This window comes from Vibrio sp. WZ-1, assembly GCF_052037695.1.
GTDB lineage: Bacteria > Pseudomonadota > Gammaproteobacteria > Enterobacterales > Vibrionaceae > Vibrio.
In genome coordinates, this window is the sequence record NZ_JBQEQR010000075.1 from 160347 (window position 1) to 178099 (window position 17753).

General features: G+C 45.8%; 12 protein-coding genes. 6 read left to right on the top strand and 6 right to left on the bottom strand.

Annotation, left to right across the window (positions count from 1 at the left end):
* Positions 1-280: 280 nt before the first annotated feature.
* From ACTS60_RS11875 to ACTS60_RS11885, 3 genes are all read left to right on the top strand, one after another.
* A complete protein-coding gene (locus ACTS60_RS11875) occupies positions 281-3991 on the top strand; it encodes a M66 family metalloprotease (protein ID WP_440888405.1) in 3711 nt (1236 codons plus the stop codon).
* Positions 3992-4142: 151 nt separating this feature from the next.
* Positions 4143-4571, top strand: coding sequence for a hypothetical protein (locus ACTS60_RS11880; RefSeq protein WP_440888406.1), 429 nt, complete (start codon positions 4143-4145; stop codon positions 4569-4571).
* Between the two features lie 9 nt (positions 4572-4580).
* The gene (locus ACTS60_RS11885; RefSeq protein ID WP_440888407.1) at positions 4581-5255 is read left to right on the top strand and encodes a Crp/Fnr family transcriptional regulator; all 675 of its coding nucleotides are present in this window, start codon (positions 4581-4583) and stop codon (positions 5253-5255) included.
* A gap of 74 nt (positions 5256-5329) precedes the next feature.
* On the opposite strand, the gene tsgA is transcribed toward ACTS60_RS11885, so the two are convergent.
* The 5 genes from tsgA to hrpA all read right to left on the bottom strand — a co-directional run bounded on the left by tsgA (position 5330) and on the right by hrpA (position 12919).
* Positions 5330-6496: an MFS transporter TsgA gene (gene tsgA / locus ACTS60_RS11890; protein WP_071235470.1), complete on the bottom strand. Its 1167-nt coding sequence runs from the start codon at positions 6494-6496 to the stop codon at positions 5330-5332.
* Between the two features lie 87 nt (positions 6497-6583).
* The gene (gene deoD, locus ACTS60_RS11895) at positions 6584-7294 is read right to left on the bottom strand and encodes a purine-nucleoside phosphorylase (protein WP_440888515.1); all 711 of its coding nucleotides are present in this window, start codon (positions 7292-7294) and stop codon (positions 6584-6586) included.
* Between the two features lie 162 nt (positions 7295-7456).
* Complete coding sequence (locus ACTS60_RS11900) at positions 7457-7972, bottom strand: porin family protein (RefSeq protein ID WP_440888408.1); 516 nt, start codon at positions 7970-7972, stop codon at positions 7457-7459.
* 215 nt (positions 7973-8187) lie between these two features.
* Entirely contained in the window at positions 8188-8667 is a 480-nt protein-coding gene (locus ACTS60_RS11905) for a porin family protein (RefSeq protein WP_010447800.1), read from the bottom strand.
* Positions 8668-8881: 214 nt separating this feature from the next.
* Entirely contained in the window at positions 8882-12919 is a 4038-nt protein-coding gene (gene hrpA / locus ACTS60_RS11910) for an ATP-dependent RNA helicase HrpA (protein WP_440888409.1), read from the bottom strand.
* Between the two features lie 175 nt (positions 12920-13094).
* Between hrpA and ACTS60_RS11915 the strand changes: the two genes are divergently transcribed.
* Positions 13095-13679, top strand: a complete 585-nt coding sequence (locus ACTS60_RS11915) for an FMN-dependent NADH-azoreductase (RefSeq protein ID WP_038885454.1) — start codon at positions 13095-13097, stop codon at positions 13677-13679.
* 66 nt (positions 13680-13745) lie between these two features.
* Here the strand turns inward: ACTS60_RS11915 and ACTS60_RS11920 are convergent, their stop codons facing one another.
* Positions 13746-15050, bottom strand: coding sequence for a MipA/OmpV family protein (locus tag ACTS60_RS11920; RefSeq protein WP_440888410.1), 1305 nt, complete (start codon positions 15048-15050; stop codon positions 13746-13748).
* A gap of 264 nt (positions 15051-15314) precedes the next feature.
* On the opposite strand from ACTS60_RS11920, the gene ACTS60_RS11925 reads away from it, so the two are divergent.
* On the top strand, positions 15315-15665 hold the full coding sequence (locus ACTS60_RS11925; protein ID WP_440888411.1) for a hypothetical protein: 351 nt from the start codon (positions 15315-15317) through the stop codon (positions 15663-15665).
* Positions 15666-15674: 9 nt separating this feature from the next.
* Complete coding sequence (locus ACTS60_RS11930) at positions 15675-17615, top strand: alkaline phosphatase D family protein (protein ID WP_440888412.1); 1941 nt, start codon at positions 15675-15677, stop codon at positions 17613-17615.
* The last annotated feature ends 138 nt before the right edge of the window (positions 17616-17753 follow it).

Consider the following 17753-nt stretch of genomic DNA (forward strand, 5'->3'; position numbering starts at 1 on the left):
ATTTCGCTCAATTAAGATGCCAACTACATAAAAATCAACACCTTGAATAGATAGATAACGACAAATTTGGACATAAGGTTCCAATCTGATTCCACCATCAAGCTGGGGCTGGAAGCAAGTTCACAAGCCGAGCCCAACCCACCTATTTCAAACTAAATTCCCATCAGATAATCCCATTCATAACTCATTCACATTGAAGCGAGTTATGTAAATCCCCCCAAGAGTCCAAGTTTATTGTGGCTCATTGATGTCCATTAAATTGTCAAGAGTAGAGTCTAATATGAAGAAAAATACGCTCGCTTGGTTGGTTTCCTCCTTGCTTGGAAGCACAACTACATTCGCGTATGCGAACCACGACCTGACGCTAGTCGAAGTCGGAAACCAAACCTTCGAACGCATTGAAATGCTCAAGCGGCTAGCAGAGAAAGATGAAAATACTTTCCAGCGTGATGGCAAAACTTACCTTAGTTTCCAAGGGCATGAATACTGGGTCAACTTCGATGGATATCCGAAGTTTCCTTTCTTATTCGGAGATCAAGACGAAGCCTACCGAAGCGTAATCGACTTTGTTGGCCCTGAATGGGAGTTTATTTGGTATGACGGTGGCTTCTACCTGCTCCATAAAGAGTTTGGCGTGATGAACCCAGATGACACGGGTTGCTACGTCGAATATATCCCTGCAGCTCGTGGCTCTAAAGGGCCAAATGGCGAATACGTTTGGCAGTCAGATATGATTCAAAATATCGAGACTTCCGATTGTGGTGATCTATCTGCGCCAAGCATCAATACACTGACCGCCGCCAGCATTTCAGATCAAGGTGTTCAGCTAAAATGGGCTGCGCAAAACGTGAATGACAATGTGGTTCTGACATTGACTGAATCAGGTGCAGAGCCCGTTCGTTATGACAACGTTCAATCTGGTTTATTCATTGGCAACCTAAAACCAGATACTCGCTACACCGCAGAGCTTTCTTCATGCAATACGATTGATTGTATCGAGCCACAGAAGGTTGAGTTTACGACAAGTGCCGCACGCCTTGGTTACGCAGACGAATTGCCACTAGTAAATCACTTGAATGGCGATTTGACTGGTTCTATCCATTTTGCTCAAACCCATACTACCACCGCTCCGAATCAAAACGATGTGAACCTGTTCCCTGACTTGGTGATCGACCGTGAAGCTCTGCTCTTATTCACGCCAGAAGACAAGACCGTTCAGCAAGTTTGGGTTGAAGTGAGCTTTGAAGGCACTGTAATCACTCGCCTCCCAATGCTGCCACCAAGCGCGCTTGCGGCTTCTGATCAGCCAGATAATGGACGTTCTAAAGTGGTGTTCTCCCATCACGCTTGGTCGCTGCCGCTGCAATGGGATTGGATGAAGCCAGGCTTATCGCTGCGCTTAACCGATAACACCGATCGCCAAGGAGACTTAACTGCCAATGAACTTGTGTTTGGCGGCGCACCGGAGCTTATCATTCAAAACATCGACATGGGTATGCTCACGGCGCCACGTGATGGCAACACCATGATCAAAAACATGGCAAAACTCAGCGCCGATTACTTCCAGAAAATCCCAGCATCTAAACTGGTGATGGCGGATTACACTGCCGCTTACTTCCCGAAAGTTACATTACCAAATGGCAAGGTTTATACGACAAGCTCCGACGGTGAAGGTGGCTGGCACGGCGGTGACATGCGTGAAGCGATAGGTAAAGCACTGGTCTCTACTGGTGTGAATAACGCAAACGTCGGCATCACCGATAGCGCGGGTTATTCGCAAGCTTACAATAAACGCTTCAACCACATCACAGCACACACCAACCGCGGCGTGTATACCAATGGCATCATTGATCACGGCGGCAGTGGCGGTGGTGGCATCGTGACATTAACAGCGACAACCGGTAACGAGTGGTCGCACGAGCTTGGTCATAACTTTGGTTTGGGTCACTACCCTTGGCATGCATCAACTCACGATTTGGAATCTGGCTGGGGTTGGGATGCTCTGCATCGCCGCTTTATCGGTAACTTACACTGGACAGGAAAAGCAACGACCAATGATGTTGGTGGTGAAGTTATCCCGCCATTCGCGGACGAATTCCGCTTTATGCGTGATGCGCAAGCTGGTGGTGAAGCAGCACTGCTGGGCACCATTAGCCACTACACGCTGGAGCACCCTTCTCAGTCTCGCCGTGTGCAAACGTGGCTCAATAACGGCTTTAACGTCGATTTAAACAGCTCGACTGGCTATGTTCGTTGGAATCAAGAAAGCCAAAGTTATGAAGAGGCACAAACCGACACGCCAGTACCTACTGCTGCAGGTGTGCCTGTTGTCACCATATTGGGTATCTACGATCCGCGTAAAGAACTTGCAAGCCAAGTTTACCCGCTGATCTACTCCAACTACGGCAACGTGTTTGATCTGCCTTCTGCACAAGACGTAACTTATCATCTGGAAGGTTGGCAAGCGGTGTCTTCTTTATCTGACGAGCAAATTCAGCAAGATTTGTGGCAGACGATGAAGGTCAACAATCAGCAGGCTCGCATTTGTCAGTTCAGCTACACGGCAAGCAACGGCGAGAGTGCAAACTTCGTCGGAACAGTCAGTGTGGATATGGCTCGTTGTGAAAGCAGCGAAGACATGTACTGGAACATCAATGGTCAGCGTGAACGCATGATATCTCAAGATCATGACTACTCGTTGCTGTCTAAATACGGTGAAGGTGCAGTGACTTACATGCCGAACGCCGAAATTGGCGAAGTGCCACTTTGTGTGCTTGATAAATCTGGCACGAGCCATGATGGTGCGGGCTACTTTACCTCTTCCCACTGCCAGCAGTTTAGTGGCGTAAAACACAACAACGGTGCAGATTGGCGTTACGCGCGACATCAAGGTGGAATGTATCAGCCAAGTATGATCTCTCAACGTAGCTGCGCAGTTACGGTGGAGCGCCAGGATGGCTCAGTACAAAACATTGCGGTTGCAAGTAGCCGATTAAACGACTCACAAAGCAATAAGTTCCACTTTAACCTAGAGCAGTTGCCACTGCCGACTCGCGTCACCTTAAGTTGTACTGACGTGAATGGTGAACAAGTACTAGATAGCTTGATCCCTGATCAAAATCCAGCGCTCGATAAACTTGTTGGTCCTATCTTTGTTGGTCAGGAGCACGGTTACAAACAATACGTTGATGAACAAGTCATGTTTGCCGACAACGCAGCGTTAAACCGCATCGACTTTGGCTTTGTGGCTGACTTCGACAAGTTCGTAGCAGACAACTACGGCGCGGGTGTGCTGAACAATGGTGAGACAAGCGCAGAACGCCGCGCTGGTGCACTTTACGTGTACCCTAACCCAGTCACTGGCACTCGCGATTACTTCCTAATGCGTGACATTTTTGCCGCGGACTTCCCAAACAATCAAGCAGACAATGAAGGCTGGAAGTATTTAGGCTCAGCGGAAAACCATGTTCAGTTTGGTTTTAACCCACTGATGATTGATCGTAGCAGCATCGACAATGCACAGCGAGTAGCGAACTACTTTAATCTGTCTAAGTTACTGACATGGGAACAAGCAGGCACAACGGCATGGGGTGCATCGGAAAACGCCATTTTCATCGATACCGATGCAGACGGTGAACGCCGCTACTTTATGCAAAAACGCCCAGGCGTAAACAGTGCTCTGCCGGCCCAAAACATCTCTGACGCTGATTGGCGCTTTATTGGTAGCGATACTGATATTGAGCAATACGTTACGGAACTTAACAGTGACCTAGCCAAGTTTGAAGCGGAGATCCTGACTTGGCATAAGCAAGAGCGTATGGGTATTTGGGGTGAAAACAACAAAACGGGAACGATTAACGACATATACGTTTATCACTTCCGTGGTGGCTACCATTACTATCGCCTAATTGACGGTAAATACTGGTACTTCCCTTGGCCAACTGAGGAAAATCCAAATAACGCAGATTGGCACTATCTAGGTCAGTTCTAAGCATCTAGAACACAAATAAGGTCATAATTAAACAACAACGCCCTATTCCATTTAAAACGTGTATGGGGCGTTTTTTTATCATTCGCTCTTTTTGGTGTTAACCTAAAACCGAGTTACACTACCCCCTCTTTTTCTTTTCTACATCACACCTATGACCGACGCTGATATCGAGCTGCAACACCTTTGGTTAGAAGTCCAAGCCGAACGCTGGCAAAACCTGTCACGCTTTCTGTTTAGCTATTACTGCTACAAGCACAACTTTGTGACCAAGACTAATAAAGTGTGCTGGGAAACCGCCCGCTCTTCACTGCCGTGCTCGACGTCTATTGGCGATCGTAAACACGCCGTTATTGAACCATTGGTACCAGAAGAGACGGTCGTTGGACTATTAAAAACCATCAGTAAAGATGGCGATATGAGCTTTGAAATGATGACGAGTACACTCAACACGTTTTTGCGCTATGTTGTGATCAGCAAACAAGAAAAAGCGCAGCTTAAACCCAACATGCCAGCAAGCTGGTATCAGCAAGAGAGCAAGCCATTAATGGCACGTTTTGAGCTCGTAGGTATTGTCATTTAAGGTACGTCGATGCAATTACAGACCCTAGGTAAAGGACGCTTTGAGGCGCAATGGAGTGAAGATAAACATCTCATCGAACAGACGATCCGAGATTGCATCTGTACGCGCCGAATTTTTGATGAAAACGAAAAGCTCCTCACCCAAGGTGAGCATGTCGAGAACTTGTATCTGGTCGATTCCGGTCGCATCTCCATGGGTGTGACCGCAAGAAACGGCAAGACCTTTCTGCTTGGCACGCTTGAATGTGAGCAGCAAGTCTTTGGTGAAATGGAATTCTTCACCGGCTATCGCTGCCAGATGGACATTATCCCAGTTGAACCAGTTGAAGTTGCCATTATTGATGCGCAGAAACTGCAACGATGCTTGTTAGAACAGCCTCGCCTATCGCTTTACTTTGCCAGTGCCATCGCAATTGACTACCAAGATACGGTTGAAATTCTCTCGCGCCGATTACTCTACCCGATCACCTATAACGTGGCGTACGATATTTACCATCAGTATTTAAATGATCTGCCGGTTGATGGTTTCCAAAAGAACTATCTGGAAGCGGAGCGATTTGCCACCTCCGATCGTGTTTATCGCCGCGCAGTGAAAGAGCTTGAAAACAAAGGCTTCATTGCCAAAGAAAAGAAAGGATTACGTATTCTCGACTTAGAAGGGCTGCGTAATTTTGTTGAAGAGTAGCTGAGCTCTTCCCCCTCCTAAATAAGAAAAGGTCTGCACAGTGCAGACCTTTTTGTTCTCTTACCTAATTTCACTTAAGCGGTTTGCGTTTGCTCTACCGTTTTAAACTTCATTGAAACCACTAGCATTGCGACAACCACAGCGTAGATAACTGGGATTGCGTACATCACGGTTTGCAGACCAACCACGCTCTCCAGTACCGAGCTGATTGCAGGGCTGAACATCGCACCCGCGCTGCCGCTGATCAAAATGTATGACACGTTCTTACTGGTTGCATTGCGCACGAACGATACACCGTAAGCAATAAAGGCATTGTAAAGCGCAGCACATGCAAAACCGTAACCGTAAGTCAGGTATGACAACCATTCTAGTTTATCTGTCGTAACGATAACGCTGGTGATCACCATCGCAACAGTGATGATAGTAAACAAGAAAGTCTGGATTTTCATACGTGACACAATCACGGTAGAAACCAACGCACCAACCAAAGCCGCTGACCAGTATTGTGTGATGATGTTACCCGCTTGCTCAAATGGGATATCAAACTTCTCTTTCACAAACATTGGTGCCCAAGTTAGGAAAGTGTATAGCGCAAGCATGCCTAGGAACAAACCCACACCGCCACTGATGATACCGAAGTTCCACTCTGATTTTGCTTCTTGCTCAGAGCCACTTTCGCCATCACACTGGTTAAAGTTAGTTAGTATTGCAACAAACATGGTTGCCAACGCTACCACGCCCACACTCAGATAACTGATACTCCAGTTCATTGCATTCGTTAGTGCATAAGTAGTAATCAAAGGAAAAACAACGCCCGCAACATTAAAGGTCGCATCTTGCACTACCAGCATGGTACTTTGAATTTTGTCTTTCCACACAGATACCACGATAGTTCCCGCAATACAAAGACCGACACCGCCACAAAAACCGATGACTGTCATGCCAAGCATCACGATAAACAGAGATGGCGCAACGTATAGGCTCAATGCAGAAGCAGCAATAGCGCCGTAACACACCACGGTTATGCGTTTGATGCCGACTTTCTCAATCAAAAAGAAAGCGGCGATAGTGCCGGCAAGTGCGCCGCCGTTTAATAGCGAGAAAATCGACGCGACTTCGTTAACGTTCGCATCAAAGGTGTTGGCAAGCGGTTCGACCAACATACCAAATTGGGTCGCAAAACCCGCCATGATGAAGTTGGCGAGAAAGCTAATTGCGGTGAGTGTTATTTTATTTTTCATAGTTCACTCCAAGGGCTCATTGGATAGATGTTCTTATCATGATTGAGAGCCAGCGAGCCAGCTCTCAAAACAAACTTAATCGTAGGGTTAAGCTTTAAAGGCAGTTTCTAGCGCAATTTCAATCATGTTGTTGAAAGAAAGCTGACGCTCTTCTGCTGTGGTTTCTTCGCCAGTAATACAGTGATCAGACACTGTCAAAATCGCCAGCGATTCAATGCCAAATTGGTGCGCCAAGCCGTACAAACCCGCCACTTCCATATCCACACCTAGTACGCCAAAACGCTCAAGTGCAGGGATCATATCTTCATCAGGATCGTAGTAAAGATCGCCTGTGAAGATGTTACCCACTTTGACATCAATACCTTTCTCTTTCGCAGACATATAGGCATTGTGCAGCAGTTCAAATGTCGCAGACGTTGCCATGTGGTAGCCGCTGCTGCGCTTAACATTAGTCGGAGAATCCGTACCTGCCGCTTGTGCTAAGATCACATCACGCATGTGGACGTCTTTTTGCGTCGCACCAATACTACCGATTCGGATGATGCGCTTAACACCAAAGTCATTAATCAGCTCATGACCGTAAAGCACCATTGATGGAATGCCCATGCCATGTCCCATCACTGAAATGCGCTGACCTTTGTAGTAACCGGTGTAACCCAGCATGTTACGGATATCGGTAACCAGCTTGGCATCATCTAGGTAAGTTTCAGCAATGTATTTTGCGCGTAGCGGATCGCCCGGCATGATTACGGTTGAAGCAAAATCTTCTGCAGAACCTGCGATATGAGCAGTCATAATGTTTTCCTCGTTCGTTCTGATGGCGCAATCATAATGAGGAAACGTGATAAAGTTTCAGGACAAAAGTCCGGTTTAAAAGTACAAGGTCTCAGAACGAAAGAAAGGCGGAAAAAGCAAAAAAGCACCTTTGAAAGGTGCTTTGGGTATGATGCGAAATCAGTATTATAAGAAGTGGAATGTTACATTGCCGGTGATACTACTTAAGCTATCGCTATCTCCATCAATATCGACGCCAAAGGCTTGATAACTTGCCCCAATTGAAATGTTGTCCAGAACGAAATATTCGGCTCCGAATCCAACCATATATGACACACCATCATCCTTGTCCAAAGAACTTAATGATCCGTTGTATTCAACGTTAAATGCGTTAATCCCCGCTTTTCCATATACGTGGATAGGGCCAAAATCAATGCTAGGTTTTGCTGCTAAGTAGAACGAAGAAAAATCCACACTGCCGGAGTTTCCACCTAAAGATAGGTCAACTTGTCCATGGTTAAAGTAGCCAACTTCAATACCAATCAATGGCAAGATCCCTGTGCCTACATGAATACCGTAAGTGGTGTCATTTTCGCTGTCGATATCAGACTGACCAATTTGACCACCAGCGTAGATCCAAGAGTCAGCAAACGCTGAACTTGAACAAAGCACCAAAGCCAATAACGAGAGTTTTGTTTTCATAGTGATACCTTTCCTGATTGGATTCCAGACTGGCCTATAAGACGAGTATTTTCGCGTCTACTATGCTTTTCTGGCCAGACTATATGAGAAAGCTAGCTCGTTTTTCGGAAAGTGGGCGGATAATCTATAAGCAATATTTATTTGTGTGATTTACAAACAAAAAAACACCGGCAAATTACCGGTGTTTATCAAATTAATCGTCGAAAGCTCGAAGATTATAGGAAGTGCAGTGTCGCGTTTAGAGAGAAAGTACCGATGTCGTCTTTACCCGCTGTGTAGTTCATGTAGCTAGCACCAACAGACATAGGACCGAAAATGAAGTATTCCGCACCCACACCGTACATTAGATCGAAATCATCGTCGTTTGTGCCGCCAGAAACTTTCTTATCCCACTGGTGAATACCACCTTTCGCGTACACGTGTAGCGGACCAAAATCGATACTTGGCTTAAGTGCTGCGTAGTAAGAAGTCAGCTTAGTATCTTTGCCATCTACTTTGAATTCGCCGTGCTGAGTTACACCTGCTTCGATACCGATGATAGGTAGAATACCTGTACCAACGTGTACTGAGTAAGAAGTGTCACTTTCGCCTTTAAAATCAGACTGGCCTACAGACGCTCCGCCGTAAATCCACGAGTCTGCCATTGCTGCAGAAGAAGCACCAAGAAGTGCTACTGCCAATAGAGTTTTCTTCATCATCAACCTTTACTCTTTATTATTACCCACTTCTGCTTTGGGCAGAGGTTGGTACTGCAAACATAAAAGAGGCGAAGCTTTGCCTCTTTTATTACTAAAAATCACTTGTGGGTAAAAATCTGCAATTACTGTACCAATAGGGCCTGTCACTGGACAAACCATTGATTACTCAGCAATCCCCACAAGAAAAAACTGCCACTATTTTACTGAACGATTAGCAAGCATCAATCGCATTTTTGACACGTTTATCAGAAACCGGATACGGAGTGCCTAATTGTTGAGCAAAGAAGCTCACTCGAAGCTCTTCGAGCATCCAACGGATCTCTTTTACGTTCTCCGGAATCACCATGCCTTTCGGGATCTTGTTAAGCAACTCTTTGTAGTCGCTAGTAACAGACTCAACTTTCAGCATATGTAAACGGTCTTTGTTTGGATCGATCGGCAGCTTCTCCATACGACGCTCAATTGCGCGCATGTAACGCAGAATGTCTGGTAGACGTTTCCAGCCACACTCTGTCGCGAAGCCTTTGAAGATCAACCCTTCAACTTGGGCTTTGATGTCCGATAGAGCAAACGCCATGGTGAAGTCGATCTTACCTTTCAACTTCTTATTGATGTTGAAGGCGGTCGTTAGAATGGTTTCTACTTGCTGCGCAATTTCCACCACCGTATCACCAAGCTCAGCACGAACGTGTTCTTTCAAGGCATCAAATTTCTCAGGCTCCCAAACCAAACCACCCTGCTCTTCGATAAGCTTATCGACACCACACGCGATACAGTCATCAATCAGATCCAGCACCTTGCCGTAAGGGTTAAAGTACAGACCCAACTTCGACTTGTTTGGTAAGTTGGAGTGCAGGTATTTGATTGGTGACGGCACATTCAACAAGATCAAACGACGCTGACCTGCTTGCATGGCTGTAACCTGTTCATACTCAGTTTCGTACAGCTTGATTTCAACACTGTCTTTGGAATCCACAATCGCCGGGTACGCTTTAACGTCGTAACCGCCACGTTTTTGTTGGTACACCTTCGGCAGCTCACCAAAGCTCCACGTGTGCAAACCTTGTTGCTCGATGTCGTCATCCGCTACTTTTGAAAGCGTTTCTTGAACTTTATCTTTCAAGCTCTCTTTCAATTCATGAAGGTCTTTATTTTCCTTCAACTTGCGATTTCTATGGTCAACCGCGCGGAAAGTCACCTTTAAGTGTTCCGGAATTTGATCCATATTCCAATCTTCGCGCAGAACTTCCACACCGGTCATGCGTCGTAACTCTTTCTCTAACGAGTCAAGTAATGGCGCTTCCATTGGTGTAGAACGTGCTAAAAATGCATCAGCGTAGTTTGGCGCAGGAACAAAGTTCTTACGAATTGTCTTCGGTAGCGATTTAATCAAACTCACAATAAGTTCATGACGCAACCCAGGGATCTGCCAATCAAAACCAGCTGTTTCCACTTGGTTTAAAATCGGCAACGGCAAATGAACCGTGACACCGTCACTGTCATCGCCCGGCTCAAACTGATAGCTCAGCTTTAGTTTCAAGTTATTTTGATACCAGAAATTCGGATAATCCAAATCGGTAACATGGCTAGCATCGCCCTTGAACAACATCTCTTTCTCGAAGTTCAGCAGTTCTTTGTTGTCTTTCGATGCTTTCTTCCACCACGTATCGAAGTGTTTGCCAGAAACGACTTCAGTACCAACACGTTGGTCGTAGAAATCGAACAACTCATCGTCATCCACCAAGATGTCACGGCGACGAGATTTGTGTTCAAGCTCTTCCACTTCTTGAAGAAGCTTACGATTTTGCTTGAAGAACGCGTGTTTGGTTTCCCACTCGCCTTCCACCAGCGCGCTACGAATGAATAGCTCACGACTGACGGTTGGATCAATACTGCCGTAGTTCACCAAACGCTTCGGTACAATTGGCACACCGTAAAGCATCACTTTCTCGTGCGCCAAGACTGCTGCACGTTTCTTCGACCAATGCGGCTCGCTGTAGCTGCGCTTAATTAGGTGCTTCGCTAACGGTTCAATCCACTCTGGTTGAATCTTGGCGATGATACGACCCCAAAGTTTTGAGGTTTCCACCAATTCAGCAGACATGATCCACTTAGGTTGTTTCTTGAATAGACCCGATGCAGGGAAGATATGGAAACGAGCGTTACGCGCGCCTTGGTATTCATTCTTCTCTTGGTCTTTCATACCGATGTGCGACAGCAAACCAACGAGGATTGAGCTGTGTACGCCATGGTAAGACGCAGGCTCATCGTTAAGTTTGAATTCCATTTCACGCATCGACTGGTGAATTTGGAAGTACACATCTTGCCACTCACGTACACGTAAGTAGTTCAAGTAATCTTGTTTACATTGCTTGCGGAACTGGTTACCCGTCAGCGCTTTTTGCTGCTTCTGGATGTAATCCCACAGGTTCACAAACGTCAGAAAATCTGAGTCTTCATGGAAGAAACGTTTGTGCTTGTCATCGGAAGATTGCTGCTTGTCACTTGGACGCTCACGCGGGTCTTGAATCGACAATGCCGCCGCGATGATCATCACTTCTTTCAGTGCGCCTTGCTTTGGTGATTCCAATACCATACGTGCTAGACGTGGGTCGATTGGAAGGCGTGCAAGTTGACGACCAATGCTGGTTAGGCGTTTTTTCGCGTCCTTCGCTTCGGCGTTAATCGCACCAAGCTCTTCCAACAAGCGAACACCGTCTTGGATGTTACGTTTGTCAGGCGCTTCTACAAATGGGAAGGCTTGAATGTCACCCAAACCAAGTGCCGTCATCTGCAAGATAACCGATGCTAGGTTGGTACGCAGGATCTCAGGATCAGTAAATTCCGGACGTGACTCAAAATCTTCCTCTGAGTACAGACGGATACAGATACCCTCTTCCACACGACCACAACGACCTTTACGCTGGTTCGCACTCGCCTGAGAAACAGGCTCGATTGGAAGACGCTGAACCTTAGTACGGTAACTGTATCGGCTGATACGAGCCGTACCCGGATCGATAACGTACTTGATGCCCGGAACCGTCAACGAGGTTTCTGCTACGTTGGTTGCCAGTACAATGCGACGACCTGCATGAGGTTGGAAGATCTTGTTCTGTTCACCCGCGGACAAACGTGCGTAAAGCGGCACAATCTCCGTGCTCTTCAGGTTACGTTTAGACAGTGCATCAGCGGTATCACGGATTTCACGCTCACCGTTCATGAAGATCAGGATGTCACCTAAGCCTTCATCGCACAGTTCATCTACCGCTTCGAAAATGCCCTCAAGTTGGTCACGATCGTTGTCATCATCACCACTTAGTGGGCGGTAACGCGTCTCTACTGGGTAAGTACGACCTGACACCTCAATGATTGGAGCGTTGTTGAAGTGTTTTGAAAAACGCTCAGGGTCGATGGTTGCCGACGTAATGATCACTTTCAAATCAGGACGACGTGGTAGCAACTCTTTCAAATAGCCCAAGATGAAATCGATGTTAAGGCTGCGCTCGTGTGCTTCATCGATAATGATGGTGTCGTATTGATTCAAGAAACGGTCATGCTGAATTTCAGCCAGCAAGATACCGTCTGTCATCAATTTGATTTGGGTGTTTTCAGAGATCTGATCGTTGAATCGAACCTTGTAACCAACAAACTCACCAAGCTTGGTTTCCATCTCTTCGGCAATACGGTTCGCAACCGAACGCGCCGCAAGACGACGAGGCTGAGTGTGACCGATCAGACCAAACTTACCGCGACCAAGCTCAGCACAAATTTTTGGTAGCTGAGTGGTTTTACCTGAACCGGTTTCACCCGCAACGATAACCACTTGGTTTTCTTCGATTGCTTTCGCAATGTCGTCGCGTTTTTGGCTAACAGGCAGGATTTCTGGGTATTCAATCGTTGGCTTGTAGCTACCACGTTGCTCCACAACCATCATGGATTTGGCGATGTCTAATGCGATTTCATCAAACACAGCGTTACGTGCCGCGTCTTTTTTGATTTTGCTCGCACCAGAGATTCGTTTACTCAAACGGAAGCGGTCACGCATCATGCACTGGTTAAGTGCCTTGCGTAGTGACGCGGCGTTATTCACTTGAGCCTGAGGCGCAGCATTCTTAGAAGCTTGTGCTTTAGGTGCATTAGCCTGCTTCGCTTTGGCGTTTTGCGCACCATTTGACGGTGTCGCTTGCTCTTCAGCGGGATTCTTTTTTGGGGGCTGTGACGAAGTCAAAGCGTTTCCTATTCTTTTCATTACATAAAACTGCGCGGATTGTAGCACATATGGGCTATAACAAGATAACGGAAAGCAGTATCCAACAGTCATTCAACTTTTTCGAACAACTTAAGCAAATCCATCGGGTTTTGAGTCAACGAGCATTGCTTATAATGCATCACATAGCCGAAAGCACTTATTAAAGGAAATCCATATGTCTCGTGTACTAGCTCTTAAATCAAGCATCCTGGGCGATTACTCTCAATCAAACAAACTGGTTGAAGACTTCATCAAAAATGTAGACCAAGATAAGCTAACTGTTCGTGACCTAGCTGCAAATCCACTGCCAGTTTTAGACTTTTCCGTTGCGACAGCACTTCGTGCAACAGAAGATCTTTCACAAGAGCAACAAGCGGTGGTTAACCTATCTGATACCTTGATTGAAGAAATTAAAGCAGCAGATACTTTGGTAATTGCAGCACCAATGTACAACTTCACAATTCCAACTCAGCTTAAAAACTGGATTGACTTGATTGCTCGTGCAGGCGTGACATTCAAATACACAGAAAACGGCGTTCAAGGTCTGATTGAAGGTAAGAAAGCCATCGTAGTCACCACACGTGGCGGTCTTCATAAAGATTCACCAACCGACAGCATGACACCATACCTACGCACAGTATTAGGTTTCGTTGGCATCACAGATGTGGAATTTGTTTACGCAGAAGCGCTAAACATGGGCGAAGACGCAGCAGCGAAAGGCATCTCAGACGCACAAAGCCAATTGGCAACCTTGGCGTAAGATTGAATAGCATTGAATACAAACAAAAAGGGATTGGTTCGCGCCAATCCCTTTTTGATTTATCAGCTAAAACTCATACTGAAAGTAAATCGTATTGTAGTTACTGCCACCTTTAATGCGGCCAAACTGGGAAGCACTCTCGAAAATAGCACTACGGTGATGCAGCGAGTAACCGACCCACATGTTTTCCCAATCTCTCTGATTGAACAAATCACCTACGTTTACGTCAAACGAGAAATCCAGATAGTTGAGTAAGTTACTAGCGGTGTAGCCTTTCTCTTCCATCTCAGTTCCTTCAATGTATGTGACATTATCAATATACGACATCCCTTCAGCGACACCAAAACGCCACATGGTTGGCCAATTAAACGTGTAGTACGCCTTGATTGCCACAACATATTCCGTACTTGATGATTGCACCTCTGAAGACCAGTGATGCACAAGACCTGGCGTTAAATAAATATCAAGCGGGAAACCGAATATCTCGTCGGTTAACGGATGGCCATAGAAAAGCGAAGTAAGTTGATTGTTGTACTCATCCTTTTCGGCGTTGAATTTAAAGATATCCCCGATATTGGATGGCGTCGCCCAGCCGTGTGCTACGCGTAGATAAGGGCGGTTACTTAGCTCAGATTTGAGCTCTTTACCCTTATCGTTAAAGAAACCGAAACCAACAAAAACTTCACCTTGGTAGCGGTCCTCAACAATCTTACTGTTATATGCGGAACTATCTAGTCTTGTAACGCTGGTTTGCCCGAGTAAATAAAGGTTTGAAATAACATGGTATCGGGCTTTGACACCTAGGTTTGCATCTATACCAGCACCGATTCGCTCTCCTGTCACATCGGAGAATGAATAATACGCACTATTAAAATCGGCATCTTTGTAGCGGAAAGTCAAAGAGGGTTCGAGTTCCCAATCGCCGAATTCATACTTAGCGGCGAAACGGAAGTTCGAGTGGAACTGAAACTCATCATCTGTCATGAGCTCCACTTCTGTACGCCAATTGTCATCAAAACGGTATTGAAGCTGAGCACCGAAATCGACACGATCTCCTTCAAATGCATTTTGTACCGTCTTAGGTATATCGAGAAAACGTAAACGAGTAATACCACTCACTTGCCAAGGAGAATCTTCCTCGTCATATAAATAAACCCCACCTTCAAGCCCTCGGATATACAGATGCTCATTTTCGAAGAACATCATAGGCACAAACGTACTAACGGTTGAGTCATCATTCGCAGTATAAAAAGGTATCGCTGCTGTACGATACATGGCTGCAATCCCCCACTCTTGTTCTGATGAGGATAAAGCGGGCAAGGAAACACTGGATATCGCCAAGATAGCCACTGCTTGTGTTGTTTTCTTCATGAGGCTCCAAATAGGAAATTGGTTGATAAAAAGCCAAACGTTCTCAGAATGCTATTTTAAGCTTATGTTATTTAAGTATTAGCCGTTACAATAATCGTAACTAATATTGCGCTAACTTCACAGACTTTATGTCAGGTGCATTAGTAAACAGATGTGCTAAAAAGTTTTGTGGTAAAGAGTTAAGTGTTCTGTTCATTGTCGAGTGACTAGAGCGCTGTACTTATAGAAATGCGTATAGATTAAACCCAACCTAATGAAATTAATGTGAAAGCTTCCGAACTCATCACCGTTCTTAACGATTTATCTCAACAAAACGATCCAGATATCGTAATGGGAGAATCCTGGCTACCCGAACGGTTAGTTAGTACACAATTAGACGGTGATCTTCTTTTTCTTCAGTTTGATAACGCCCCTGAAGAAATACAAGGAGAGGAGGAAGGTCGCGGATTTGTTGAGCATGAGATAGAGTTGATTCGTACTCGATTACAGCAAATTCTCGATGAAGATAGCGACAATGCTTCAAAAGCTGACGCGATGTTAGGTTTGTTTCTGATGGGACATGAACTTAGCAGCTCACAAGTTATCGAAATACTCGAAGAAGATTCAGAACAATAAGGAACCACTTTGCCAACATCGCTCAATACCAACAAACTTTCCTCCCTTCCTCTGATTTTTGCCGGTCCGATTTTAAGAAAAGTCACCGCGACGGAAGTGAACATTTGGTTGGTGACAACACAACCTCTCGAAGGCTTGGTTGAAATCAGCGATGCTGACACTGGTGAATATTACTATTCTGAGCCAGTCTCAACAGAGCATCTATTGCAAGTGGGCAAACGTGCTTGGGTTTGCATGTTGACGCTGCATGGCGAATTTCCTACCCACAAAGCACTGCGTTATCAAATCTATACTCAATCCGGTTTGTTAACCGAGTTGATGCCCCATCTCGTGTATGCTGATGACAATAATTCTACCCAAGGGATTGAGTTCCTGATCAGCGAAAAAGCTGAGTATGTATTACACGGTTCTTGCCGTAACCCCCACCACTTTAGCAAAGATACGCTTGTCCAAGCAGACGCAAAGGTTGCCAGCCAGCAAACCACAGAGCGCCCAGACATGCTAATGATGAGTGGCGATCAGATTTATGCTGACCATGTGGCGGGTCCGATGTTGGATGCAATAGAACAAGTGGCCGAGCTATTAGGCTTGCCTGATGAAGAATTCGAACACGCGCCGATTAAAAACACGCAAGAACTGTATCAAAGTCCAGATTGCTTTTATGGCCGCGATAACATTCTGCCCCATTATGTTGACGACGGCAGCTTGCTCACCAAACTATTTCCTCATCGCGGCACGCCGATTTTCAGCTCTCGTGAATGTGAAAACCACTTAATCAGCTTTGCCGAACTGTTTGCGATGTACCTGCTCGTTTGGTCTCCAGTACCTTGGACGTTAGTCAATCGCGAACGTTTGTTGGATAGACAATTTACGACCGGCGGAAAAGCGCTAGAGCCCAAATGGCAGCAGCATTGGCGTGATGAAAAAGTGCATATCGATGCGTTTGTCGAAGGTTTGGACAAAGTTCAACGTTTGCTCGCCCATATTCCAACTTACATGATCTTCGATGATCATGACGTTACTGACGATTGGAACCTGACCGTTGGCTGGGAAAAATCCGCCTACGAGAATCGCTTCTCCAATCGTATTATCGGTAATAGCTTAGTTGCGTATTGGCTGTGCCAAGGTTGGGGGAACGCACCAGAAAAGTTCGATGCACCTTTTATTGAACACGCACGCCGTTATTTTGATGAACTTACGCCTGAGTCTCAAGACGACTTCATCCAATACCTCTATCGTTTTGAAGATTGGCACTACACCATCCACACTTCACCCAAAGTGGTAGTGCTAGATACCCGGACTCGTCGCTGGCGTTCAGAATCACGCATGAACAAACCATCTGGCTTGATGGATTGGGAAGCCTTAATCGAGTTCCAGCAAGAACTGATGCATCAAGACAAAGTGATTGTCGTCTCAGCGGCACCAATGTTCGGTGTGAAGTTTATTGAAACGCTGCAACGCATCATGACTAGTTGTGGCCAACCGCTACTGATTGACGCAGAAAACTGGATGGCTCATCCGGGCAGTGCGAATACCCTGATCAGTATTTTTACTCACACCAAAACGCCAACCAACTTTGTGATTCTTTCCGGAGATGTGCACTACTCGTTCGCATACGACATCAAATTGCGTTTCCGCCGCAATAGTCCGAACATCTATCAAATCACCTGTAGCGGGATTAAGAACCAATTTCCGGCTCAATTGCTGTCAGCTTGTGATGCGATGGACAGACTTTTGTACAGCCCCCGCTCACCGTTGAACTGGTTTACTAAACGTAAACGGTTGAAGATTTTCAAGCGTGCGCCAAGTAATCACAATTTCTATCGATTAGTGAACCAAAGCGCGATTGGAGAACTGAGGTTAGATGAAGATGGAAAACCATGCAATATCAGCATCTTAACTGGCGAAGGTGACTCAATACATTTCCCACCAACTAAGGTTGAGGAATAAGTCCACTTTTTAGTGGTCAAATTCTGTATTGAGCAATATCGCCCACTCATTCGTATGAGATCTTGATCAAATTTCATCAAGACCTTGAGATTTGTTCAAACCAATACCATCTTAAACAAATAGATAACAGCTTGGTGC